23 protein-coding genes are annotated in these 25487 nt (G+C 42.4%); 8 read left to right on the top strand and 15 right to left on the bottom strand.

The annotated features are described in order from the left end of the window. Positions 1–11 precede the first annotated feature (11 nt). The 10 genes from tssC to tagH are packed head-to-tail and all read right to left on the bottom strand — an operon-like array spanning position 12 to position 12455. Positions 12–1505, bottom strand: coding sequence for a type VI secretion system contractile sheath large subunit (gene tssC / locus L1076_RS00430; RefSeq protein WP_039976598.1), 1494 nt, complete (start codon positions 1503–1505; stop codon positions 12–14). Beyond that, on the bottom strand, positions 1505–2035 hold the full coding sequence (gene tssB, locus L1076_RS00425; protein ID WP_038878444.1) for a type VI secretion system contractile sheath small subunit: 531 nt from the start codon (positions 2033–2035) through the stop codon (positions 1505–1507). Before tssB ends, tssC begins: the two co-directional genes overlap by 1 nt. Before the next feature lie 15 nt (positions 2036–2050). After that, on the bottom strand, positions 2051–3163 hold the full coding sequence (gene tssA, locus L1076_RS00420) for a type VI secretion system protein TssA (protein ID WP_042601537.1): 1113 nt from the start codon (positions 3161–3163) through the stop codon (positions 2051–2053). Continuing rightward, positions 3156–3950 carry a protein phosphatase 2C domain-containing protein gene (locus L1076_RS00415; RefSeq protein ID WP_042601539.1) on the bottom strand — a complete coding sequence of 265 codons (795 nt, stop codon included), beginning with the start codon at positions 3948–3950 and terminating at the stop codon, positions 3156–3158. Before L1076_RS00415 ends, tssA begins: the two co-directional genes overlap by 8 nt. 8 nt (positions 3951–3958) lie before the next feature. Next, positions 3959–4654: a type VI secretion system-associated protein TagF gene (tagF, locus tag L1076_RS00410; protein ID WP_038867703.1), complete on the bottom strand. Its 696-nt coding sequence runs from the start codon at positions 4652–4654 to the stop codon at positions 3959–3961. Next, positions 4636–8154 carry a type VI secretion system membrane subunit TssM gene (gene tssM, locus L1076_RS00405; protein ID WP_237303267.1) on the bottom strand — a complete coding sequence of 1173 codons (3519 nt, stop codon included), beginning with the start codon at positions 8152–8154 and terminating at the stop codon, positions 4636–4638. The genes tagF and tssM overlap by 19 nt, the downstream gene beginning before the upstream one ends. Positions 8155–8168: 14 nt before the next feature. After that, positions 8169–9458 carry a type VI secretion system protein TssL, long form gene (gene tssL, locus L1076_RS00400; protein ID WP_237302910.1) on the bottom strand — a complete coding sequence of 430 codons (1290 nt, stop codon included), beginning with the start codon at positions 9456–9458 and terminating at the stop codon, positions 8169–8171. 14 nt (positions 9459–9472) lie between these two features. Then, positions 9473–10798 (bottom strand): type VI secretion system baseplate subunit TssK, encoded by a 1326-nt coding sequence (gene tssK, locus L1076_RS00395; protein WP_104037767.1) that lies wholly within the window; start codon positions 10796–10798, stop codon positions 9473–9475. A gap of 16 nt (positions 10799–10814) precedes the next feature. Beyond that, complete coding sequence (gene tssJ, locus L1076_RS00390) at positions 10815–11270, bottom strand: type VI secretion system lipoprotein TssJ (RefSeq protein WP_038867710.1); 456 nt, start codon at positions 11268–11270, stop codon at positions 10815–10817. Between the two features lie 9 nt (positions 11271–11279). Then, positions 11280–12455 carry a type VI secretion system-associated FHA domain protein TagH gene (gene tagH / locus L1076_RS00385; protein WP_054755361.1) on the bottom strand — a complete coding sequence of 392 codons (1176 nt, stop codon included), beginning with the start codon at positions 12453–12455 and terminating at the stop codon, positions 11280–11282. Between the two features lie 319 nt (positions 12456–12774). Here tagH and L1076_RS00380 point away from each other — a divergent pair, with 319 nt between their 5' ends. The 4 genes from L1076_RS00380 (at position 12775) to L1076_RS00365 (ending at position 17157) form a co-directional block, all read left to right on the top strand. Next, positions 12775–14919, top strand: a complete 2145-nt coding sequence (locus L1076_RS00380) for a serine/threonine-protein kinase (protein ID WP_237302909.1) — start codon at positions 12775–12777, stop codon at positions 14917–14919. Positions 14920–15040: 121 nt separating this feature from the next. Continuing rightward, the gene (locus L1076_RS00375) at positions 15041–16585 is read left to right on the top strand and encodes a response regulator (RefSeq protein WP_039976605.1); all 1545 of its coding nucleotides are present in this window, start codon (positions 15041–15043) and stop codon (positions 16583–16585) included. Between the two features lie 3 nt (positions 16586–16588). Continuing rightward, positions 16589–16924 carry an Hpt domain-containing protein gene (locus tag L1076_RS00370; RefSeq protein WP_038867718.1) on the top strand — a complete coding sequence of 112 codons (336 nt, stop codon included), beginning with the start codon at positions 16589–16591 and terminating at the stop codon, positions 16922–16924. Between the two features lie 44 nt (positions 16925–16968). Next, positions 16969–17157 carry a hypothetical protein gene (locus L1076_RS00365; RefSeq protein ID WP_038867720.1) on the top strand — a complete coding sequence of 63 codons (189 nt, stop codon included), beginning with the start codon at positions 16969–16971 and terminating at the stop codon, positions 17155–17157. A 144-nt stretch (positions 17158–17301) separates the two neighbouring features. Here the strand turns inward: L1076_RS00365 and L1076_RS00360 are convergent, their stop codons facing one another. The 3 genes from L1076_RS00360 to L1076_RS00350 all read right to left on the bottom strand — a co-directional run bounded on the left by L1076_RS00360 (position 17302) and on the right by L1076_RS00350 (position 18832). Continuing rightward, positions 17302–17748, bottom strand: a complete 447-nt coding sequence (locus L1076_RS00360; protein WP_038867721.1) for a GNAT family N-acetyltransferase — start codon at positions 17746–17748, stop codon at positions 17302–17304. A gap of 195 nt (positions 17749–17943) precedes the next feature. Beyond that, a complete protein-coding gene (locus L1076_RS00355) occupies positions 17944–18333 on the bottom strand; it encodes a MazG nucleotide pyrophosphohydrolase domain-containing protein (RefSeq protein WP_045406826.1) in 390 nt (129 codons plus the stop codon). A 10-nt stretch (positions 18334–18343) separates the two neighbouring features. After that, positions 18344–18832 carry a MazG-related protein gene (locus L1076_RS00350; RefSeq protein ID WP_237302908.1) on the bottom strand — a complete coding sequence of 163 codons (489 nt, stop codon included), beginning with the start codon at positions 18830–18832 and terminating at the stop codon, positions 18344–18346. 291 nt (positions 18833–19123) lie between these two features. Between L1076_RS00350 and gloA the strand changes: the two genes are divergently transcribed. After that, positions 19124–19510 carry a lactoylglutathione lyase gene (gloA, locus tag L1076_RS00345; RefSeq protein WP_237302907.1) on the top strand — a complete coding sequence of 129 codons (387 nt, stop codon included), beginning with the start codon at positions 19124–19126 and terminating at the stop codon, positions 19508–19510. A gap of 11 nt (positions 19511–19521) precedes the next feature. Further along, positions 19522–20622 (top strand): alkene reductase, encoded by a 1101-nt coding sequence (locus tag L1076_RS00340; RefSeq protein WP_237302906.1) that lies wholly within the window; start codon positions 19522–19524, stop codon positions 20620–20622. Positions 20623–20725: 103 nt separating this feature from the next. Here L1076_RS00340 and L1076_RS00335 read toward each other — a convergent pair whose 3' ends face one another. Together L1076_RS00335 and L1076_RS00330 are read right to left on the bottom strand one after the other, a co-directional pair. Beyond that, the gene (locus L1076_RS00335; RefSeq protein WP_039976612.1) at positions 20726–21001 is read right to left on the bottom strand and encodes a hypothetical protein; all 276 of its coding nucleotides are present in this window, start codon (positions 20999–21001) and stop codon (positions 20726–20728) included. Between the two features lie 119 nt (positions 21002–21120). Continuing rightward, the gene (locus L1076_RS00330) at positions 21121–22065 is read right to left on the bottom strand and encodes a glycosyltransferase family A protein (protein ID WP_237302905.1); all 945 of its coding nucleotides are present in this window, start codon (positions 22063–22065) and stop codon (positions 21121–21123) included. Between the two features lie 286 nt (positions 22066–22351). On the opposite strand from L1076_RS00330, the gene L1076_RS00325 reads away from it, so the two are divergent. Together L1076_RS00325 and L1076_RS00320 are read left to right on the top strand one after the other, a co-directional pair. Next, positions 22352–23497, top strand: coding sequence for a glycosyltransferase family 4 protein (locus L1076_RS00325; RefSeq protein ID WP_039976624.1), 1146 nt, complete (start codon positions 22352–22354; stop codon positions 23495–23497). A gap of 60 nt (positions 23498–23557) precedes the next feature. Further along, positions 23558–25405 carry an acyltransferase family protein gene (locus L1076_RS00320; RefSeq protein WP_237302904.1) on the top strand — a complete coding sequence of 616 codons (1848 nt, stop codon included), beginning with the start codon at positions 23558–23560 and terminating at the stop codon, positions 25403–25405. Positions 25406–25487: the final 82 nt, after the last annotated feature.

The raw sequence follows: 25487 nt of genomic DNA, 5'->3' as shown, positions 1-25487 counted from the left end.
CCACAACGTGCTTAACCACCCGATTGCGGGATTTTTGCCACCAAACGAAGTGATGTGGTGAGCTCTTCCATTTGTAGCCAAGGTTTCAACCAAGCCACAGCATTGTATGAACCTGGTGCACCAGGAATCTCTTTGACTTGAACACGAGCATCTGCCAACGGATATTTTGCTCTGATCTCTTGACCACCACCCTCAGAAGCATTGACGTAACTTAGGATCCAGCGGTTTAACCACGATTCCACGTCCTCAGCCTCCATGAAGCTGCCAATTTTGTCACGGGCCATGACTTTCAAATAATGCGCAAAACGTGACGTTGCCATCATATAAGGTAGACGAGCCGAAATAGCCGCATTAGCAGTGGCATCCGGCGAATCATGGTTGGCTGGTTTTTGGCAAGTTTGAGCACCGAAGAACACCGCATAATTGGTGTTTTTGTAGTGGCACAATGGTAGGAAACCAAGTTTACCTAGTTCCGCTTCACGTCGGTCTGTAATGCCAATTTCAGTCGGGCATTTCATATCAGGATCGCCATCATCACTCATGAAGAAGTGTGTCGGTAAGTTATCCACTCGACCTCCCCCTTCAGCACCACGAATGGCAGTACAGAAACCATATTTAGAAAACGCGTCTGTAAGCTTTGCCCCCAACACGTAAGAAGAGTTCATCCAACAGTAATCATTATGCTCAGCATTAGTCGCGATACCTGAAACTGAATCGACTTCAAACTCCTCGAAACCAAATTCTTCCACCGGAGAAGTCGCTTGACCATAAGGTAAACGAGCTAATACTTTGGGCATGGTTAAGCTTACAAAGCGTGAGTCCGCACTCTCTCGGAATGAACGCCATTGTGCGTATTCAAGAGATTCAAAAACTTTATCTAAATCACGTGGCTTCGAAAGCTCTGTCCACTCATCAAAACCAAACAAAGCTGGTGAAGCGGCGGACAAGAATGGAGAGAAACCTGAAGCGGCCACATTCGACATTAAACGAAGTGATTCAATGTCTTCTGGATGGTTAGTAAATTCATAGTCACCAATCAAAGCGCCGTATGGTTCACCGCCGGCACTACCGAACTCAGACTCATAGACCTTCTTAAAGATTTGGCTTTGGTCGAACTCTACCGCTTTACTCAAGTCTTTATGAAGCTCTTTCTTAGTAATACTGATCATACGAACCTTTAAGGTAGAGCTCGTATCAGAGTTCATCACTAAGTAATTGAGACCACGCCAAGAGCCTTCTAGTTTTTGTAACTCAGGGTGATGCATAACTTCAGACAATTGCTCTGAGATTTGCTGGTCTAGCAAATTAATGGCTTCACGGAATGTCACTGTTAAGTTCTTATTCCAAGTTACAGTGCCTTTCATCGCTTCTTCTGCCAGCGTTTTTATCAGCTCTTGCGCTCGAGAGGATTCTGTCTGCTTCGTCGCTCCGATCGCTTGCTCCAAAAATGAAGACGCTTGCTGGCTAACTGTTGGATCTAGTTGCTTTTCAACTTGTGTAGTCATTACTGAGCTCCTTCTGGATTATCTGAAGGAACAGGCTCACTAAGTTTGAGTTCACCCGCTAGTTTAGTAAGGTTCTCAGTGTTGTTCAGAACATCCTCTAGAATGTTTTCTAGCTCCTCAGATCGGTCGACTTTCGTCATTAAATCACGGAGTTTGTTGCGCGTTTCCATTAACTGACGCAACGGATCCACTTGATTCACAATCGCCGCAGGTTCAAAATCTTGCATCGATTTGAAACTTAAATCGACCTCGAATTGAGAATCATCGTTTGCTAATTTGTTCGCGACTTTAAACTTTACTGATGGGCTCATCTTTTTAAGTACATCATCAAAGTTGTCACGATCGATCTGAATAAAACGACGGTCTTTAAGTGGTTTCAAGGCTTCTGTATTTTGGCCTGCAAAATCACCCATTACACCGACAACAAAAGGAAGCTCTTTTTTTAGCGTTGTCCCTTCGGTTTCAACATCATAAGTAATGTGAACACGAGGCTTCCTAACTCGTGACAGTTTCGAGTGGATACTCGTCATACCGTTCTCCCTTTCTTAATTTTCATTTTGTTCTGCTATGCCAACTAAACGGAAATAACTTTTCTTTGCATCCCCGTCGGATATCAATTCCGCCAGTAATTCAGGCAGAGGCATTCCACACCAACGAATAATCTGTTCGATGGAGTAAGAAACTGGTGAGTGTGGCTCACTCTCTCTAAAGAAGTCAGCGACCTGTTGCAATTGTTCAATGGCTTGCTCACGAGACTGCATATTAGTTGTTAGTAGTGCCAGTGGTTGGAGAGGTGAAGACTGTTCTTGCACTTCGATTTCACCGTCATATTCATTTAGTTCTGCAACTACTTTGGGCGTCTTAAATCGGCTACCTAACAAATGCTTAAGTGCCGAGTGTATTGAATCTAATTTTTTTGATATGTAAGAACTTGGGGTGACGTCACCAACCGCTTCATCAAGTTTTTCGCTGAACTGACTGAAAGCAATCATTGCAAACTCCAAATCACCAATCAGTTGCTGGTAAAATTCATCCGACGTGGCTTTTACGGTTTCTGCAATTTTCGACATCTCCACTGCACCTTGGTCAACTTTTGAACGACGCTTGTCTTCATCTAATCGTTCTAGCTCAACAGCTTGTTGGTACTCCCAGAATGCATATGCTTGTTCTATACCCACATCTGTTAGCGGCACCGAGGCAATTGGAAAAATCAATGTACCTTCATTATCAATGCCATTTAGTCCGATGATCGAGGAAGTTCGGGTTTCCATGCCATCTTCATCCGGCATTGGGTACAATTGATCCCAGTACTTTTCGATGTAAGTCGTTGCCAATTGGTATCCAAGGCCTAATCCACGAAAGCCATGAATTCGAGTTAACGCTTCAATAAGCCAAGCTACGAATTCCAAGTCTTTAGATTGTGAAGCGAGAATGTCAGGAACCTCATCAACAAATACACGCCATAAGTTGGTATGAGTAAGGATGCTTTCCTCTTCGATGATGGCATTTCGCTCTGCATTACGTGCCGCCATTCTATGATCTTTTAAACGATAGTAAGCCGACTGGGGGGAGACATCTTCGCGAGGATCGATACCAGTTGGATTTTCCTCAGAGATAGGCTCAAGAGCTACATCGTACCAATCAAACATATCACTCATGCGACCTTCCTCTTAAGAAGACTGGAATCGTCGCGTCTTCGTGTCGTGGCAATTCAATTTCATTCTCTGATTTACACACTTTCACCAACGCACACGTGACATTGTCACTCGCACCACGGACTAAGGCTGAATGCATGAGGGCTAATCCAGCTTGATTGACAGAATCTGCATACAAGGTTTTGTGCATTTCTTCGTTGGTCAGTTCTTTAGATAAACCGTCACTACATAACAGGAACTGGTCACCGTCCGCGAGCTGTCCAGAGATTTGATCTATGGTCACTTCTTCATCTACTCCCACCGCACGAGTTATCACATTTGCAAGCGGATGAGACTCTGCGTCTTCAAATGCGAGTAGCCCCTGCTCAACCAAATCCATCACTTGGCTGTGATCACGTGTTCTTTGTGAGAAAGTACTCGCTCTTAATTGATAAATACGGCTATCACCAACCCATAAACAATGGTAATAACCGTCTTGTACTAACAGCAAAACGAGTGTGGTTCCCATTGTTTTCCCTTCTAACTGGGCTTGTGCATAATGGTAAATTTCTCGGTTTGCTTGCTGGACCACATGTCTTAGTTCATCGATTCCAAACGAGTCTGAATCTTTTACATAACGCGCGATACGATCGACCAACATCTGACTTGCGATATCGCCAGCACTGTGTCCCCCCATCCCGTCAGCGACGACCCAAACACCATGATCAGACATATCAAGCAAAGCATCTTCGTTGTGCGGCCTTACCTTTCCAGGATGTGTTTTGGCAAAGGTAAAATAGTTCCAATTCATTATCATTCCTACCAATTCCACTTGTGCCATTGGCCGTCTAACATTGCCGAGAACTGCCCTATAGAAGGGAGCCCTGAACTTACAAACATACACGGTTCAACCTTGGACGATCCCTCTGTCCACCAAAAGCAAGGCGCTTTGTTTTGCTGTTTTATTAACGCACTAAGTAATGCAGTTGATGTCAAAGCTTCGTTTTGGGAAAACACCGTTGAGAGCTCACTTCGATACATTTCGGATATCGGTGAGACTTCAATGTCAATTTTAGAAAGCGTGTCGCTGGGCTGATTCAAATTTTGTGTCCATGCATCAAAAACGAAAGCGTCGTCAAGAACAGCGAGTGCTAGATCTTGACTATCTCTCCCCCAACCATTATTCGACCAATACTGTGTCGCATCTCCTTTGACCGCACGAGCAACAGTAAAAAAGAAGTAGCGTCCAGAAGCATCAACACTTGGTATCATGCTACCGATGTAAGTCGCCTCTTCCATATAGCTGACATCTAGAGCAAAGTTCCATACTGGTGACGTAAGAAAACACTCGTCCCACTGTTCACCAAGCTGCTCTCGACTGACCGCAATAATCGCTTGCTGCCAATCATGCCAACGATTGGTAAAAGATTGTGGCAATCCATGCTTAACAAAATCACCTTTCACTGGCATTTTGCCAACATAACCCCAGCTTGGACTTATAAGGTTTGCGGACATCGGAATCTCTCCATCTCATTCGACCAAAACGGATTAATAGCACTTGTCGGGATAAGCTCTAACTGAACCTTGTTCCCTTTTAGGTCAATCATCACGATATTGTCTTTTCTTGATTCAGGCCTTGCTTTAAGCGACTGATCTAAAAGCTTAAAGATTCCCCATTCACCTTCATAGGTATGCGCAATTTCGCGATTGGATTCAGGTGGTGTAAACACGATTCGAGTTTGATCTTGACCTGCTGGCCAACTTAGCGCTTTCGCTCTTGCTGGCCCGTGTTTATAGACGAGATCTTGAGTTCCTAACTCCAGCACAAAACGCGTAATATGCTGGTCGAGATAGACTGGCTTCATTCCAAAATCGACACGTAATGAATTATCGGATTCAAAAAACGTTTGCCTGATTCGCTTAGCCCGTTGGAATACCGCCAATGTTTCCTGTCGAACGCCAATCTCTTTCTCAAATGTCCAACGTCTTGAGGAAGTATCAACGAAAGGTTCTAAATACTCGTTGAAGAATGAGTCCAGTGTCCCGCCATACCCAAAGAAACGCTTAAAGTCTTTTAACCTGACTTCTTTTGCCGCATTTGGAACAAATGGATAACGACCAGCGATTGAACTACGATAAGGTTTAATGACTTGCGTTAACCACAATTGATTAAGGTGATCCTTAGATCCGCTTTCGGCAAACTTAACCGATTCCTGAGACAATTCTCCTAGCCATTGATTAAACGGTTTAGGCAATAACTCTTGTGCTCGTTCAAATGACGACGCCACATCCTGTGTTACTGTGCCATCCAAAATGCTCTTGTACGCTATTTTTTGATTGTTTCCAGAGCTCGATAAATCTGACAAGTACGACCTTAAATTAATCATGGCCTGCTGAATATCAGCATAATCCTGCTCACCCAAACGGAGCACAGCTGTAAAATGCTGTTCTACTTGTTTACCCGGTAAAGCGACATTAAAGGTGTTTTCTTCAGGTAAATACATGTCTAGCTTATCTGCGGTATTAGAGAACTTAACTTTTGCTGCTTTACCAGCTACCTCAGAAGCGGCTTTTTGATTGTCAGACAATACAACCTTCGTCAGTCCAACTTCCTTCTGAATCGCACGCAATAAAGATTCAATAGGCCTTTCTACGCCAGCTAAGACTCTTGCTTGTTCAGAGGCAAACTCTAAGTTGGGCGCTTGCTTTAATTGAATGTCTTGAATCAAATCCTTCCATTCATTGACATAATCTTGGTAATACCTGTTTTGTACACCTTCAATAGCGCTCGCATGATCTATCTCGTGAGCTTGTAAGTCATCACCATAGACCCAATTTTCTTCCATCAACCCTTTCACCGTTCGGTTGATTTGAATTTGAAAAATACTATGAAAGCCGTTGTAGGTATAAAAGCCTGAAATACCCTGAGACAAAGGTTTTCCGCTGACACGCTCGAATTGCTCCAGTCCCTTCGGACCGAGGACATCAGTTAAACGAAATGACGGTACATGGCTCTTTGAAAACTGAATTTTCATTCTTTGGTATGCACGTTCTGGCAATGACATCTCAGTTAATATGTCCCTTGCACTAGCAACAACATCATCTTGAAAAACAAGACCGCGTTCATTACTCTCCAGCAGATGTTGAGTATGAACCATAAGGCGCCCTCTTAACGCTTCATTAAGCACTCCTGGATATTGACGTTCAAAATAAAAACGAAACCACGCTAGCACTTCTTCTTGCTGATATTTATCAGGGTTAAACAGCATTAGGTAAGTTTTTAGAGTTTCATAGAGATATTGTCGATGTGCCTGGTTACTCTCCATCTCATTGACTAAGCTGCGAGTCACCATTGGGGAAAAATGTTGGGCCAAGGCTGCAATGTAAGCGCTATTCGCGGCTTGAGAAACTTTGTCCCCCTGATAAAGACCAAATTTTTTAATGGTGTCGCTCTCTCCGTACTGGCTTAGCTTTCCAAGAGGTAATGTCATAATACGATCTAGCGTTTCCACAGCACTGATAATATCTGATTCGAAATCCAGACTGTCGGCACCAATCATGGCGTTAACATGGCCAGTCTGACGATTAGTCTCTCTAATAAGTTCTTTATTCCATTGATAACTTGTGGCCCAAGCAACAGTGGCTCCCACGAGCGTAATCGTACAGCCGATGTATACCCCTTTATGGAGCCAACCGGACTTTCTTTGGTAATGACGATTCACCGTCCCTAACAATTGTTCTTTGAAAATCACACGGTCAAATAGACTCTTAACAAAAAAACTATGTGAGCCGGTACTGTGTGAGGTTAATGGCAAATTGCCCAATCCCAGCCCATTTGTAGATTCACTCATCAATCGATTCATAGGCGCCCCCTCTTGAACCGAGCTAACCATGAAAACACCTCGAATTAAGGCAGGTTCCTCAAAGCTGTTTTGTGAAAAGATCTCGGCTAGAAATTCGTCTAAGTTGGCCTGTAATACTCGTAACTGTTTCGGAAACTCAAATATTAGCGCTCGCTTATCGAGATCGTCTTCTGTTTCGAGAATGCGTAACATCCGTGCATCTAGACGTTCCAGCATCTGATGGAACTCTCGGTTAAACAGAGAAATCACTCCGCGTTCATCATCGCATTCTTGAGGGAACATAAAACCAAACAAATCGTCACGTTCTTCTTTACTCAAATCCGAGAAATACTCATTAAAGCCAGCAACGAGATCCATTTTCGTCAACAAGACATAAATTGGGAATTGCATACCAAGTTGGTTTTTAAGCTCTTGTAAACGAGATTTAATGGCTCTGGCATGAAGACTTCGTTCAGTACGAGTTTGAGACATGACACTTGCCAAACTGACCGTGACAATTGCGCCGTTGATTGGTCTTTGTGTACGGTATTTTTTCAATAACCCCAGAAAGCCATGCCATGCTTTTGAATCCACTTTCTCTTGGCTATCTTGAGTAGTGTAACGACCAGCGGTATCAATCAATACGGCTTTGTTCGCAAACCACCAATCACAATGTCGTGTTCCCCCCACACCCGCGACCGAATCTGACCCTGTAGAGTTAGCTAACGGGAATTCCAGCCCAGACTGCTTCAAAATCGTGGTTTTTCCAGTACCCGGAGGACCGATTAGCACATACCACGGTAAGTCATATAGGCTACGTTTACCTTTATGGGTTTTAGTGACAATCTTGATCGCTTGCTCTATACGATCACGCATTAAATCAACTTCGGTGGCAGCTTCTTTGTCTGATTGACTATCAAGTTCAAGCAAAGTCTGGATACTTTCATCCTCTTTCACTTTCTGTTTATGCTGCTTGGTCAGGTTGAATACTCCCCAAACAAACACCAAGATAAGAATTGTGACTAAGCGCTGGAAATCTGTCTTTAGTGGCTCATAGCCAGCGACAATAATTAAAGGACCGACCGCCCAAATAAAAATAGAACACGCCGCAACGCCAATAAGGCCGATAAACCAGCGCTGAGTGAAGACTCTGCCTACTTCTCGGATACTCATATCTCTCACTTTTCCTAGTTTGCGACAATCAAGTCAATTTCGATACGACGGTTCAACGCTCTATTGTCAGAACTGGTGTTTTCCACCAAAGGTCTCGCATCACCTAACCCTTCAGGTAGCACTCTTCCTTCCAGCCCACTATTTGCAATCAACTGGTCTGACATGGCAGTGGCTCTTGCCAAAGATAGATGCCAATTAGAAGGATATTTACTGGTGAAGATAGGGTTATCATCCGTATGGCCGGTAACAAGAATTTTGCCTTCTGTCGCTTCAAGAGTACGTGCTATTTTGGAAACAACGGGTTGTATGTAAGCAACAACATCTGCACTTCCTGACTCAAATAAGTCTTGCGCTTTCAACGATATTCTTACGCGGTCGGGTAACGCTTCTACCGTAACCAGTCCTTTATTCATTTCCGTCGCAAGATACATAGAGATACGATCCGCCACAGGTTGAACCTTCGACTCAAGCTCCGCTGACGAGACTTGCCTATCCGGCTGGATCAAATTAACCAAATTCGAAAACGTTCGATTGGAAGCACTATTCAAGTCATAGCTAAGGTACATAAAAACGCACACCAAAATTGCCGAGGTAACCGAGCATACAACCCACAATGGTGCTCGTTCTGACATTCGGGAACCTGAAAGCGTGCGCTTATCAATATTGGCACTCATTTCTTTTGCAGTACCACGCCCATAGGACTTAAGAATGCTCATGATTTGCTTTCTAAGACGTCGATGATTTTCTAAGCCATTTTTCTCTAAACGGTATTGCCCGACAAAACCAAGCGACAAGCAAACATACATCAACTCTAACAAATCGAGCTGCGACTCTGGCTGAGACAGTGCATTATCAAGATGTTTGAAAAAGGCTTCTCCACCCTGACTGCTCGAATAAAATGAACTCAATAAAGAATCATGACTCCATGTAGATTGGCTTCCCCAATGGGTATTCAATACCGCCTCATCAATTGAGCAACATAAACAGTACCGTGCTGTATCAATGGTTTCTAATTCAACGTTGTGTTGGCGCAGTCGGTTTTCGTAGTCTCTCAGTTTCTGTGCGAGTGTTTCCTTTAGAAACAACACATCCGAATGTGAGGCCGTTGATCGAATTTGCCCTACCATTGATAAGATACCGTTGGCTTCAGCCAAAATGGGGTTGAGTCCAAAAGCAACGACTGAGTCGTTATTAACGATCTCAGGGCTTTTAGAGATCACAACCGTGCTATCTACTGGCTTTACGTCTGGTTGTTTTAAATTTGGTCGTCCACCCGGTGTGGGTTTGATTATCGTTTGTTCCATAATGACGAAGCCTGTTATTGGCTAATGCTCCAAAGTTCAATGTCAGCATTCGGGAAGTGACCAGAAAGTTGTAGGGCGATGCCGCCACTTTCTCGCAGCCTCATCCAGAACGGTCCCTTTTTCACAACCTCGAAGTACACATAGCCCATTTGATAAGGTATTTGTCTTGGAACAACACTCAAAGGCGCAACACTGATACCGTTGATTTGATTGTTAATGAGATCGCGTATTTGCTCTGCAGGCCCTAACTTAAGCTGAGCAGGCACTAAGCGTCGTATTTCATCGGTGGTTGTATCAGCCTTAACCGCGAGTACAAACTGGCAAGACTCCAATAAGCGTTTGTCTGGTAGAGGTGTCACTTGGATGCCATATTGACGTATTTCAAGTGGTAACTTATTCGCCGTTTGGTCTAAAACAACACTTAAGTACTGGCTGAGTATCTGATTAATCTCATGAAACACACTGGAAAGATCGAAGTGATCGTATTTTTTTAGTTCGGGAACACGTTTGTTCTTACTCGAAAACGTTGATAACTCACCGATGTAACCATGCAGTAGTGCGACTAAATCTAAAGGGTGTACCTGTTCTAGTTCGGAAAAGTGACGTAAAGTCACTTCATAGCGGTTCAACATCTGCAGCATAATAAAATCGACCGCAGAAGCGGAAGCCGCCTTACCCTGAACCAAACGCTGAGACACAACGTCTGCACGGATCTTTGTCATTGCAAGTACGTTACGTAAACATGTGGTTATAACAGCACTATTCAGAATATTTATGTGTGGTGGGATGTATTCTTCATCAAGAATGACTGCCCCTTCATCGGATACTTCTTTGATTTTGAAAATCGGCAATTCAATAAAGCCAGACTGCTGCTCATTACTTGCTGCTAGCTCTAGATTAATCGCGGTTACTTGAATGCACTCTTCATCTTCCCCAGTTAAAACATCTACAACATCCAAATCTTTTAGAAGATAACGTGAAACCAATTCCTCACTTTTATCAGAAACCAATCGCTGTTTTAAGCTAAACGCCGGAACAACGATTTTGACCAACGTTTGATGGGTGCCTTTTTTTACGAATAACGGCGTTATGCTCGCATCACCTTTTTTCCATTGAACGAGAGTCATGTCTGGCAGGATCGCATCGATTTTTTCTATCTCAATAACCCCTTCTTTTAAAGCGGTAGGATTGATTAGGCTCGATGATACGCCCCAATTGTATGCGTGTTGTAAGTGAACTAGCCCCTTGTATTCGTGAGCAGTTGCTCGTTCACTTTGCTGGAAATGTTGAGGACGCAAAAACATCCCCTCACACCAAGCGGTATGGGAAAAGTGTGTCATTGAATAGTCACCCAGATTATTTCACGAACAAAGACAGGTCTTCTAAGTGGATTTGATAGGTGTTGTAACCTGTCTTTTCAACTTCGATCACTTGCCTCCAATTCGAGTTTTCGATGTCTCGAAACGCGGCCACTAAGCCGAGATACTCTGTCTGGGGAGACATACTGGCTTGGTAAACCTCCTTTTGACCTGGCGTTAGGGATATCTCAAATTTGTTGACTAAATCGGGGCCCAGAACTTTGTCATAGCTTTCGTATATTGAGAAAAAGTCCTGACTTTCAAATACCGTTGGTGATGTAAGTTCGAAAATATATATAACAACTGGTGACGGCCTCCCATTAGAATCTGGATTGATATTATGGCTCGCCGTTATTTCTAAATCCGCATAAGGGTCAACCACTAAATTTGCCGCTGAACACCCAATGAGAGTCACTGTTAATATCAGTAATACTATTCTTTTAACTAATTTCATAATTAGACCTTAACTATCACGTCTTAGAGCGTTTTCATAATGCTTGGCAAAGTCATCTAAATAAAAAAGGTTCTCTTTATTAACAACATCGTTGGTTAGTTGGTTATAAATAACCTCGAACCTTTTCCAACTTTTATAATACTTTCTTGTCGGAATCACTTTATTAAACAAACTATCACTAGAAAGTGACTCAGAATATATTAAAGATGGATCAACTAATGACATAACACTTATTACCGTACCATTCACACCTTGCATTAATGCTTGTTCATGGTTTTCAATATCCTTAAATGCCTCTTTTATCGCCGAATCAGGCGGCATAAAACTCGCTGTTTTCCGGTTATAAAGATTATGCATAGCGTCTTCTAAATTGGCCGAGAATTTGAGTGGATTATTCTCAGATTTTCTAAATGCGGTATGATTTAAGCGATTAGTCTGTTTGAATTCAGCTCGATTGTGTAAAGTCTCCATTAATCCTGTAAGCATTAAAGAAAAAGACTCTCCTAGCTGCTGAAACCACATCTCTCTCTGCTCGTCAGGTACCATATTCGGACTAATACCTAATCCGCGAATGAACGCGTCAGCCTCATTACCGGCACTCAGTTTTTGGGGAGTTCTGTTCGGTTCTTCTGTGACGAGACGTGATATATCTTGTTCTTGCTGAGGAGGAATCGAGGGCTCAATAAAGTCATCCATTAAGCCAATATCTAACTGATACTCATTAGAAACACTGTCCTCTAAGAGTTCAGAAGCGCTTATGCCAAAGTCACTATGATTGAAATTACTGCTAGCCCCTTCGTTAAAGGATTCATTTGATTCAACACTTTGAACTGGCACCTGTTCTAAACACTTCTCCTGAACGCTAACCTGAATTTGATAATCGCCGAGGGTCACCACATCATCATGAGCTAGAGCGATTTCATTGCCCTGTCCGATTGGACTGACTGAGTTGTTCACGAATGTGCCGTTGGTCGATAAGTCTTTGATCAAATACTTGTCACCAAACTTGATAATTTCACCATGCTTACCTGAAATGACTCTTTCTGGATCGGGGAGTGTCCAGTCACATTGTTCAGAGCGGCCAAAGGAAATTTTTTCGTGTTCGCCGCTTGCGTCAAAGATGAACTCGCCTTCTATCTCAGGAGTGAACTTATGAAAACTCGTTATGGTTAAAACCAACGTCATGTAAACCTCGCCAAAGGGACTGCTTAATATTTGTGTTTCATTCTTTATGTTTAGATCGTTTATTTATTAACAATTAAGTTATTATCGACCCATAAAATAATATTTATATTTCAAGAACGGAATAATGAATTAATTTTCTAGCAAAGCAATCAGGTATTTTTACTCAGAACAAAATATACAACGAGGTTCAAATTTTTGACACTTCAATTTACACGCGTCAAAAAACCGATGTTAGCTTGACCGAGAAATCAAAAAGTCATCATTTTTCATGAGTTATTAGACTATATATTTTCACCATCATTTATACGGAGCCTCTGTGATGGAAGACCAAAGTAAAAACAATTCTATAAATAAAGATACGAGCGGTGATAAAACAAAAATTGTAAAGACTCAAAAAAGAGAAAATACAGTTGATAAGATTGTTGACTCAAATTATGAAGGCTCCGCCCAATTAAATAATGAGACAAATACAAAAATGTCTCAAAATCAAAACACTTATTCTCTAGATAATAAAATAGACAATACTTCATGCAATCAAAGAGAACCTTCAACATCGCAGTCTTTAGTTGGTGAAACCATCAAGAGTCGCTACGAAATTGAATCACTTATTGGGCACGGCGGGTTGTGCGATGTTTACTTGGCAAAAGACAAAATCCTTGAGTCATCAGGGACTGATAAACCTTACGTCGCATTAAAAATTCTTCAGGAGGAGTTCTCTTCCCAACCTGAAACCGCACGAATGTTGATTCGAGAAGCACAGCAAACTCAAAAACTCAGCCATCCTAATATAATTCGTGTTTACGACTTTGGCGTTGATGGCGACGTGTATTTTCTCGTCATGGAGTATGTGGATGGTGAAACTTTAGAAACTCTGATTCAGCGCTCTCGCCCTGATGGTCTTAAATTTAAGGCCGCGCTGTCTATTTTAAATGAGACTCTGGATGCTCTCGCGTATGCCCACTCTCTAGGCGTGGTTCATGCCGATCTTAAGCCTGCGAACATCATTCTTACCTCAGAAGGAAAAGTTAAACTTCTAGACTTTGGTGTATCCAAAACTCAACAGTTAAAGCACGACCAATATGCCGCTAAACGTAAAACCCAAGAAAGTGATACTCTGGGGTTTACGCCAAACTACGCTTCACTTGATATTCTCTCAGGAAACGATCCTCAGTTTAGAGATGATATTTTTGCTCTTTGTTGCATTACCTATGAATTATTGAGTTGTAAACACCCTTACGCACGCACACCGGTTGACGAAGCACTAAAGAAAAATGTTCGCGTCATTAAGCCCGCTCATTTCCCGCTCACGAAATGGTCTTTATTCTCGAAAGTGCTAAATAAAGGACTCGCACCAACGGACCTTAGTGCAGGACTCCTTAAACAGCACATAAACAAAACGAGATGGCCAGTTTACACGAGTGTCGCAGCATCGCTTGTCGTCGCAACGCTTTTAGGATTGGTATATCAAGATCAACAAGACCAGCTCACTCAACTTGAGGCTGCATTAAACCAGCAAACAAAGCATATTAGTTCGGCACAAGCACTACTCGATACCGCGCCAGAAAACACGAAATCTCTTATCGATTCACAACATGATCTGCATCCGGTGATCAAAGCGGGCTTTTTAAGGCTGTATAAGCCCTACCTACTTGGTGCTTACGAATCAAAGATTGATGATGTACTTAACTCTGATGTTAGTACTTATCCCAATTACGACCAGATTGAGGAAATTCTTCAACAAGCTAAAGTCTACTATCCTGACTCCCATAAAATTGAAGTGCTTGCACTGGATATTCAATCGAGTAAGCATTCAACGTTACTTTCTATCGCGAGGCAAATTAACAGCCAGTTAGAGAAATCAAGCTACACCCAAATTGAAGGCTCCAAGTCAATTTATGACCTCAAACAAGAATTACGTCAAATTCATCAAGAGTACCCGTTTGTACCAAGTTCACTTGCAAGCGAGGTCTTTGGCCAGCACTTAAATGAAGCGTTACAGCTGAGAGATGCAGCCGCACTTGTTACTTTAATCAAAGTTGGAAATACCTTTTTTGCCGATTCTGATGAGCACCGCCAAAACATCGCAATCAGTAATGCGATGAAAGATGCAGTTTTAGAAATGAAACTCTTTGAGACAGCAAAAGACAGTCAAAATCCATTGCCATTCCCGGCCGATGCTGCTCGCTTACTCTATCAAGAAGAATTTGAAGGGCTCTACTACCGTTTGAAGCAAGCGAGAACAACCGTCAATCTCGACAAATTGGTTAAAGATATTGACCTATTTTCTGAAAACTTTCCGACGGGATTTCAAGATATTAACGACTTAAGATTTCAAACGGCGGATAAGTACCTGCAATTCTCAGACATCCTCTTGAACAAACGGAAGTCGACAAGTGCAAGAAGAGCGATGAAAAAAGCGAACGAGCTGCTAAGAAGAATAGAAACGGACTCTGTGCAGAGTTAATTCACGCAAATGTTGATGGGGGGCATGTTGCCCCTTTTTAATCTTAGAAACAGCTTGCCTTTATGCAATCCGATGACTAATTTTATTTTAGAGTGTACTAATCTGTAAAATAGGAAGAAGTTTGACCGCAGGGAAGATTGAAGTCGAGAACATTGGTATTTTGGTGATAGATGACTGCTCAACCTCATCGACGTTGATCAGGCATCAACTTGTTGCGCTTGGCGCAAAAATCGCCAACATCACTTGTGTAAACAGCGCACAAGAAGCACTCGCCGCGGTCAAAACTCGCTTCTATTCTTTCATTGTGATGGATTACCACCTATCGACGAAACTGACTGGCTTAGATCTGATCAATTTAATGAGCCGCGCAAAACTCATTTCAGAGACGACAGCGGTATTGATGATATCTGGCGACGCTACTCAAGAGACTGTTTTGACGGCTTTGTCTGGCCGAGTTCGTCACTTACTCACCAAACCACTGCAAACCAAAGCGTTAAAGAACAAAATGCTAGCAGCGCTGCAAGAACAACATCAACTGGCAGACGTGGGAAATCAACTAAGTAAGATTGAAAGACCTACCCTCGCCGATATCGCTCAACTGCATAAAAAGCATACACAAAGCGTGTGCGTGGAGTCTTTACTTATCGATACACTCATAGAAACGAAGCAATTTGATGTACTCGAAAACTTTCTACCTTTTTGTACAGAAAAGGAACACGCAAGTCGTATCTGTGCAGAGGCTTTCGTACAGCACAAGAAAGGAAATATTCGTGAAGCAGTCACTATCCTTGCTGATTATGTCACACGAAACCCACTTTGCTTGCGTGCCATAGATAACCTCGTGGGCCTTTATGAAAGTCTCGGCCAACAAAATAATGCGTCTATATTGGCTAATCGCGCTTTTGAGCTCACACCAAGTAGTAGTATCAGATTAGTAACCGTATCAAGAATCCTTGCCAAACTAGGCCAAATTGATCGGCTGTACGATGTAGGTTATATGTACGCTTCAAATGTTTCTTCTACAGATTCACAATGGCTATCAGCGATGAACGCCTATGTCGACATCATCAGCGAGCACTTTAAAACACTCCGCTCGCCGAATGAGAAGAAACGTGTTCTTTTGAAACTTAATGATTTTTGCTTGCTGGCCGAAAAGCAATTGAATCGAAACCAGCAGATTGATCTCGCCGCATTCAAACAAATGATGCAATGTAAGTTACTTTTGCTGGAATCACGACCTGAACACGCGCACAAAAAATTGATGCAATCTCTGAGCTATTACTACTCTGTGCCAAGTAAAACCCCCTTATTGCTGTTAAAGCAAGCGATACCATTGATGGACTTTTTTGGTGAATTTGCAATAAAGCAGAGCTTACTTACCTTAGTGGCGGCTAAGTCTGGCATTCCTTTAAAAGACCACCCCCAGCATAATTCGAAAGAACCAAAGTTTCGACAAAAGTATCCATTTTCAGCTGAGCTGAGACTAAAAGACCTTTCCGACAACAACATATCAGCACCTAATATCATCTTGGATGAAAGTATCGAATTTCTATCGCAACGACCACTCCCCCCAAACTGGTCGAACTGGTTGAAGGATTACCTTTCCGGCTCCTACTCAACTCAATTACCTTTGCCTTTTAACTTACACATACCACAGTGGAGATGAGAGATGATTAACTTCGAAGTACTTAACACCTACATGGATAACGATGTCGATATTATCTTTGCTGTTTTCTCAACCTACATGGAAGACTACGAAGATGGTTTAGACAGAATTAATAAACTCAATGCAGAACAAAACTGGTCGGAACTATTCCTTCTTTCTCATAGTTTGAAAGGCATACTTTCAAGCTTTGGAGAAGAAGCTGCAGTCTCCGCTCTTGGTAAAGTTGAAGAACACACACGTGACAATATCGCTCCCGATAACGCAGATATCGCTATAATTAATAAAGAGCTTGTCACCATTAATAAACAAATTAACGATTATTTAGTCAATATGGACTAAGACCATTAGAAAATTATAAAACGTCAACGGGGAAAAGCTAGGCTATGAACACAAACCACTTCAAAGATTTGATTGACTCCTTAAAGGATCTCACACCAACTCAAAAAAAATACTTGATAAGTAAGACACGGTTATCTTTGGAACAGAGTGATATTTTACAAAAGAAAGATCTACTCACTCCTGAGGAACTGGAAGCGCTACTTGCTCCTATGCCAACGACAAATACTAAATAAATGCGATTAAGTTAGTGAGATAGTAAGATTTGCACATCAACAGACCAATGAATGAGAGTCTGATTTTCATCGCTAATCTATCGACAGAGTAAAACGCTAAAGGGCAAGCACCAACTACGATGCTTGCCCTTTTCACATGCCTTGTCATATTGGTTCAAGGCTGATAATAGCGAGCATATCTTCGCCATCTTCGTCCATACCAACTTCCATAAAACCAAACTGAGAGTAAAACGTTTTTGCTATGGGGTTGTTTGGGTTGTAACAAATTTCAATCTGACGGAGGCTTTCAGTCTGTTTGATTTCCTCTAGTGCCTTATGAAGAGCTATACGCCCGATGCCTTTCGCTTGATATTTGGCATCAATCATAAAACGCCAAATAGAGATTTTTTCTTTTGTTTCCCGAACCCACATAAAAAAGCCGACAACTTGTTCATCTTGGTAAATGGCACGAGTTACGTGCGTATCGTTATAGAATGATTCCACCAGCGACCACATGTTACAAGCGACATAAGACTCTTGCTCTTTAGTAACATCGAGTTCACTGACGGACTCATAGTTTTCCTTTGTTATCTCGCGTAGAGATACCTCCATCAAACACCTTCCCTGATCCTTTACTAGTGCGACATTTGAGCAACTTGGATATTTCTTACATGTAGCCTAACCAATCCAAATAACCCATTCCCGGTGGTTCACCGTTTGTGATTTGATGTAAAGATCATCCAGATGTTCAAAAGTTTTTGTAATCTTGAATTCTTAACTAAGCGTTTTTAGCAGTAAAATAAGTATTTAGTCAGTTTCATTGTTGTTGCCTTGTTTCGAGTCGAATTCATTCTTCAATTTTGACTTTTGTTCAGCCTTTACTTCTGCCCAACTCTTCCCATTTTCAATGGCAGTCACACGTGCTTGGTATTTTTCAACGGCACGTTCAATCACAGACCGAGCGTCAATGCCCTGTTCTTTTTCTAAGGCCATCAGAAGATTAAGATAATTCCACAACACGTCTCCCAGTTCGTCCTCTAAAAAGCATGTTCTCCCTTTGACTTCCTCATCTCTCACTTCTTCCAACTCCGAGTATATCGCTTCGAAGTAAGTGACGGAGCCCTGATACCAAGTATTGTTTTCATCGTAGTTTGACTTACGCTGAGCAATCTCAAACAAGGCGGTAAATTTGTCCATTATCTCTCCCCTATTGAGCTTGCTGTTGAATTCGTTCAAGCTCTCGAATGTCGATGAGATCCACTTCTCTTGAGAGGACACGCTTATAATCGATTAACCTTGTAATATCGATCACTGAAAGCTTCATTCCATTAAAATCACAAATAACATTTGCTGCGTAGTCAATTTCCAGCGTCGCCCACTCTTTGCTTTTTGAGCTAAATATTCGCGTTCCTGGACTAAGGCCGATTTCAATTTTTTGTTGGCCATAAATAAGCTGTAAGTACTCAAGATCCCAGCCTTCTTCCTGATAGTGCTTAAGTGGCTTACTGATGTAAGGGGCAATATGGGGAAGCAATTTTTCAAAATCTTGTTTCTGGATGTACAGATCGATATCCGCAATAGGTCGTGATCCACCGTGCAAATGGGCAGCAAAACCGCCGACGATTTGATAAGTAATCTGGTTAGAATCTAATATCCCTTTTAGCCACGTCATGGCCTTTAACACGGATTGATTCATTTTCCCTCCTAAAATCTATTCCCAATAAGTCTGTATGAAGCTATTAGCACTCTAAGTAATCTGATTTGAAAAGAAAAGCCTAACCTATCAGTTAAATACATAGATAAAATGCAATCAATAAATCATTTACGTTAAAAAGCAGTTCAATAAAAATAAATTATAAAAGCAATAATCAATGATAATTTTATGTTTCAAAGGCAACCTTATATATTTAGGCTCATAACGTCGCCATTAGGTACTTAGCAATAACAGAAAAGTTAAGCGCCAAGCGAAAACAAAAGAAGGCTATATATGAAATTTCTTCACACTATGATCCGTGTTGCTGATCTTGATAAATCCATTGAGTTCTATACCAAAGTGCTTGGTATGGCTGAACTGAACCGCTTCGAGAACACTGAATACCGTTACACATTAGTTTTTGTTGGGAACGCAAACCAACCAGACGGTGCAACGATCGAACTGACTTATAACTGGGATACAGACAGCTATGAACTCGGAAACGCGTTTGGTCATATGGCTTTAGGTTGTGAAGATATCTATTCGGCATGCGACGAAATCAAAGCACTTGGCGGCAATATCACACGTGAGCCAGGTCCGATGAAAGGCGGCGAAACGCATATCGCTTTCATCAAAGATCCAGATGGTTACCAAATCGAATTGATTCAAACGAGCAAATAACGAGGCTTATTATGAAAGATGTACTGTTCCAACCTGTTCAACTTGGTGCTCTAACACTTCAAAACCGCATCGTTATGCCGCCAATGACGCGTTCACGTGCTAGTCAACCGGGTAATGCTGCAAATGAGATCATGGCAGAGTATTACGCTCAGCGCGCATCTGCTGGTTTGATTGTCGCGGAAGGCACTCAAATCTCACCAATGGGTCAAGGTTACGCTTGGACTCCTGGTATTTATAGCCAAGAACAAATTGCTGGTTGGAAAAAAGTAACGAATGCCGTTCACGCAAAAGGCGGCGCTATCTTTGCCCAACTTTGGCACGTTGGTCGCGTAACCCACCCTGACAACATCGGTGGTGAACAACCAATTTCTTCTTCCGCATTGAAAGCAGAAAATGTGAAAGTATTCATCGACAATGGTAGCGACGAACCAGGTTTTGTAGATGTTGTCGAGCCACGTGAAATGACCAAAGCAGATATCAAAGCCGTTGTAGAAGAATATCGTCAAGCTGCGCTTAATGCGATTGAAGCAGGTTTTGATGGCATAGAACTGCACGCTGCTAATGGTTACCTTGTTAACCAGTTCATCGATTCAGAAGCCAATAACCGCGTAGACGAATATGGTGGTTCCATTGAAAATCGTCTTCGTTTCCTTGGTGACGTTGTCGAAGCGATGACACAAGCTATCGGTGCTGAACGTGTGGGCGTTCGACTTGCTCCATTTACTTCACTCAACGGTACGGTAGATAAAACCCCTGTGCAAACGTACACCGCTGCCGCTGCCTTACTTAATGCGCTCAACGTTGTGTACATCCACATTGCAGAAGTAGACTGGGACGACGCGCCAGATACACCTGCTGAATTTAAAACTGCAGTTCGTGAAGCTTACAAAGGCACCATTATTTACGCTGGTCGTTACAACACTGAAAAAGCGGCAGCAGCACTAAAAAGTGGTCTTGCAGATATGGTGGGGTTCGGCCGTCCGTTCATCGCAAACCCTGACTTACCGAACCGAATTAAATACGACTACCCGTTAGCTGCACACGATCCTGCGACCTTGTTTGGTGGTGCCGAGAAAGGCTTACTTGACTACCCAGAATATCAAGCAAGTTAGCGTTTCCGTTCATAAAAATAAAAGAACCCCGCTCTTTAGACGGGGTTCTTTTGTAAGTCGGATCAGCGTGACGTCGAAAAAGAAGCTAAGACTGCCACATTGTTTATCTTCTTTGGCATGTCGTACAACCACGACATGCTGAGCGTGTCGTTTTATCTAATAAACTGCGCTGTACTTTGCAGTAAGCATTTTTGAACGCACGACGGGCAGAAAACCAATCGTCCGGCTTGCTCATAATTAAATAACCATTAGACCGCTTTACAAGTTCGATACGGTGTTTGTCTATGAAGCGACTATCAAAACCAATATCAAAGTACTCTAGCGCTTCTTCTATACAGGTAAAGCTAGCAATTTTTGCCTGAATATCGCTTTCACTCATTGACTTATTAATTCTAAATCTTTTGCTAATAACTGAACACTGAGTGTAGTGCGCTTTTCAATTTCAATCTTTGATTTCATACAGTGTCTACCCTTATCTCTGCTGCTTAATAGGCTGTATTATTGCTGAGGGGTAGACTTTACATTCGATAGTACCAATTCTCGCCCATCCGCCATAATGCGTCGCAAACGTCGAGACTGAGGGTCTTGAATCAAGGAGCGCACATTAAGTGCTATCGCCTTAGAGTAAGACTTAGCTTCTCGATAATAATCGGCATATCCTTCTAAGATTCTAGCGTTCGCTTTTTTAAAGGCTAAAGGAGAAATATCATAGAATGACGCACATTCTCGATACGTTTCTAGAATGCCATTCACACAAGCCAGTTGCTGTAATTTACGATTTTTGGTATTCGTGATGGAACCTTGGCGAACCAGATAGCCAGCTTGAATTGAATTCACCACTCCCACTTGGTATTTTTCACAAATTCTTAGCCACAACTCCCAGTCCTCCGCGTAAGGCAGTTCTGCTTTGAACAGAGGAAATGCCTCCACCATCTTTGCATCCAACATAACGGTGGACGTACCGATAATATTATTGGCAATGATCATATCCAATGGTTTGCTAAGCAGTAGTACGTCATCAGTCTCGTCTTGGAGTTGGTTCCAAAACCCAAAACAATCACTAAAGGGTTCATAACGCTCCGAGACATGAACATAGTTACTAAAACTCAGAGCTAACTCAGGATTGCTTTGATGTAAGGCGACCTGCATTTTTAACTTGTTAGGTAGCCAAAAATCATCAGCGTCGAGAAAGGCAATGTACTCACCCGATGCTTCTTTTACTCCCAAGTTTCTCGCCTCAGCCACGCCAACCCCATCGGTGTTAAGGAACCTAAGCCTGTGATCAAGCAGCGACTCAAGATAACGCTGAGTTCGAAGGTCACCGCCGTCATTAATCACGATAACCTCAAAATTACGGTGCGTTTGATTGAACACGCTTCCAAGCGCTTTGGGGAGATATTCCAAACATTGATAGGTTGGAATAATCACACTGACTTTATCCATGCCATGATGCCTCTTCACCTGTCAGAACGATTCTGACCGATTAAAAGTAGCAATATCTAGACCATTCTAATTTCGGATTAAATCCTCATAAAAGAACGGTTATACCCAAGCATGAACGGTTTTTCTCAATTAAAGACTTCAAATTGAGAACGCCTTAAACTTCACCGTCATTTTTATTCTCAAAATAGAAATTTATCCCTAATTTATTGATTTTATGTCGATGATTGTTTGGTTTGTTTTTTGCAATTCCCTTCTCGACCGTGAACGAAAAGAAGCGAGCCATAAAATGAAAAAAATCGCGTTTATTACACCTAGCTACCCAGTTTTGAGTGAAACCTTCATTCAAACTGAAGTGGACGCCATTCAGGCATGTGGCCACGACGTGACAGTTTTTACGTTTGAAATCGAACCTTGCGAATCTTTTTTTACTTACGATGTTATCGAAATTGGTAAGAATATTAAGACAGAGGGCCTACAGCACCTTCGCGTTCAGGGGCTGTTCAAAGCATGTCACTTTGCCTTCAAGCAATCTGGTATTCCGAAGAAGTCGTTAATGGGTACAGGGCTTAAATTAGCATTCCAACTCGCTGAGCAAGGCATTGGTCACGTTCATGCTCACTTTTGTCAGCACACAGCAGCACATGCCATTGTCGCCGCTAAACTGCTCAATATTTCTTGCTCTTTTGTTGCTCACGGGCATGACGTTTATGAGTCTCCGTTTGATGTAAAAGAGAAGATCAACGCCAGCGACTTCGCAGTCGCTGTTTGCGATGACATGTATAACGACTTTCAAAATATGACCAACGGAAACGTAAAATTGCTCCACTGTGGTGTAAAACCTGAGCTATTCACCCCCGAAAAAAAGACAGACTCAGAACAATTACGTTTGGTTTTTTTAGGGCGATTCGTTGAGCAAAAAGGTCTGCAATATTTACTTGAGGCGTTAGTCCCTATCGCCAATAAGCTTAATGTCCATCTTGATGTCATCGGCACTGGCCCTATGAAAAAAGAGTTCGTTTCGATGACTAGCCAGCTTGGTTTGACTCATTGCGTCTCCTTTTTGGGTGCAAAACCACACAGCTGGGTAAAGGACAATTTACCAAAATACGATTGTCTCGTGGCTCCGTTTTGCTACTCGCGTACTGGCTGTGTCGATACCGGGCCTCTTGTACTCAAAGAGGCAATGGCAGTTGGCACACCAGTGATCACCTCAAACGTCATGGGATGCAAAGAAATCGTCACCGATGAGACTGGATTTTTTGTAAAACAACACAGTGTTGACGACATCACTCAGTGCATTAATGAGTTTGCGGAGCTATCTCTGGAGAAGCGTAAAGAAATGGGCAAACGCGGACGACAACGAGTCCTCAAATACTTTAATGCTTATCGACAAGCTCAAAGGCTATCGCAATGGATAGAACAACCTAATTAAGATCAAGTCATCCCACCCAAGGATGAACAACAAACGTTGGCTACATAAATGGAGAAGATCATGACTTACCGAGCAGAAATAGATGGATTGAGAGCACTAGCGGTCATACTCGTTATCTTATTCCACGCAGACATCGAAGCTTTTGCTGGTGGTTTTGTTGGTGTTGATGTTTTTTTCGTGATCAGTGGTTACCTCATTACTACCATAGTCATCAATGATTTAGACAAAAATCAATTCAGCCTTGCCGATTTTTATGAGCGACGTATCCGCCGTATCTTACCGCTGTTGTTACTGGTTATCGCAGTGAGTTATGTATTGTCTTGGTGGTTATTTCTCCCTCAAGCGCACAAAGAAGTCAGTGAATTTTCTGTTTCATCCATTTTGTCCGCTTCTAATGTTTTACTTTATTTGAAGGGTCACAATTACTTTGGTTTAGAGGAGCAGGCCAACCCACTCTTCCACACTTGGAGTCTAGGCGTTGAAGAGCAATATTACATCGTCATTCCATTACTATTGATGTTGCTCGCCCGAAATAAAATCATGTCATACCTTGCCTTCTTTATTGGTGTCTTTTTATTGAGTTTAATGACGATTTGGTATGCGAGTGGCGATCCCGATTTCGCGTTCTATATGATTTTTTCGCGAGCATGGGAACTAGCCGCAGGATCAATGATTGCCCTCATCATGAGAAAGACCAACGTAACACCAAACAATACGCTCGCAGTCATCGGTGTGGTTTTAGTCATGGCTTCAGCCTTGTTATTCGATAAGTCAAAAGATGGTGCGGGCCTTATGTTAATAATTCCTGTCATTGGTACATCGCTGATCATTCTGTTTTCAGCAAACCAAAATACGTGCGGTAAGGTACTTAGCTTAAAATGGATCGTCTTTATCGGTTTAATCAGTTACAGCCTATATCTATGGCATATCCCACTGTTGGTATTTTATCGTTATGTACTAACGGCCGGACAAGAATTCAGCTTCCTTCTTTATGTCGGCATGCTATCAATAATGTCGTACATGACTTGGCGATTTGTCGAGAAGCCATTTCGCAGCCGAAGAAAAATCGGCATGAAAACACTCACCGCTTCACTTGTATTGGTGACGGTGCCCCTGCTTACATTTGGCTTTATTGGGCATACAAGCGGTGGGTTCCCTGACCGAAATGCATTTTTTGAGGCCATGCGTGTCAATAATGGCTACGGATTAGCGTGCAACGGTAATACAAATGTAAACGACGCCTGCTCTTCTTCATCGCAGCCGACAGTCGCGGTTTTAGGAAATAGTCATAGTATGGTATTTGTTCAACAACTAGCACGTGAAACGCCAGCAGGAGTCGTCCAACTTACTCAAGATTCTTGTGCGATTGGCTATATCGACGTGATTCCTGGCGTTAGCGGGCAATCTTGTCACGATTTCTTCACCAACGCAGTCAAAACCATTCAAAACACGCCTTCTATTCGACAGGTCGTCATTTCCTCTAACTTCGGAAAAGAGCTTTCCAGTAAAAACTATCAAGCTTCGCTGACGCGATTATTGAAGGGATTAGAAGACAAAGAGATAGTGGTATTTGGGCCAACCCCTTCTGCGCCTTTTGCTATTGGCGAGTGCTTATGGAAAATCCGCTTATTCGGCGGTGAAAAAGGCACAGAGTGCGACTTTGCCCCAAAACAAACCCATCCGAAGAATATTGCAATTCTTGCTCAGTACTTTGAGCAGTTCGAACACGTTGAGTTTGTCGACCTAACTGATTACATATGCCAGAGAGGCAATTGTGTCATGAAGATCGACGCAAATAACGCGATGTATACCGACGCAAGCCATTTGTCCTATAAAGGAGCTGAAGTGGTATTAAGCAGCTACCAAAACGACACGAGCGATGGTCAACAGCTGGCCGCCAAAAACTAACGCATACGCCGCTCACTCAAATTCGGGATAAAGACCAATAAAAAACGAAAGCTCAACGTTTACCCTATTAAGCGTTGAGCAT

Source organism: Vibrio sp. MMG023 (assembly GCF_021654215.1).
GTDB classification, from domain to species: Bacteria; Pseudomonadota; Gammaproteobacteria; order Enterobacterales; family Vibrionaceae; genus Vibrio; species Vibrio jasicida.
The sequence above is the reverse complement of the archived record's forward strand: the minus strand, read 5'-3'. Positions and strand labels throughout refer to the sequence as shown.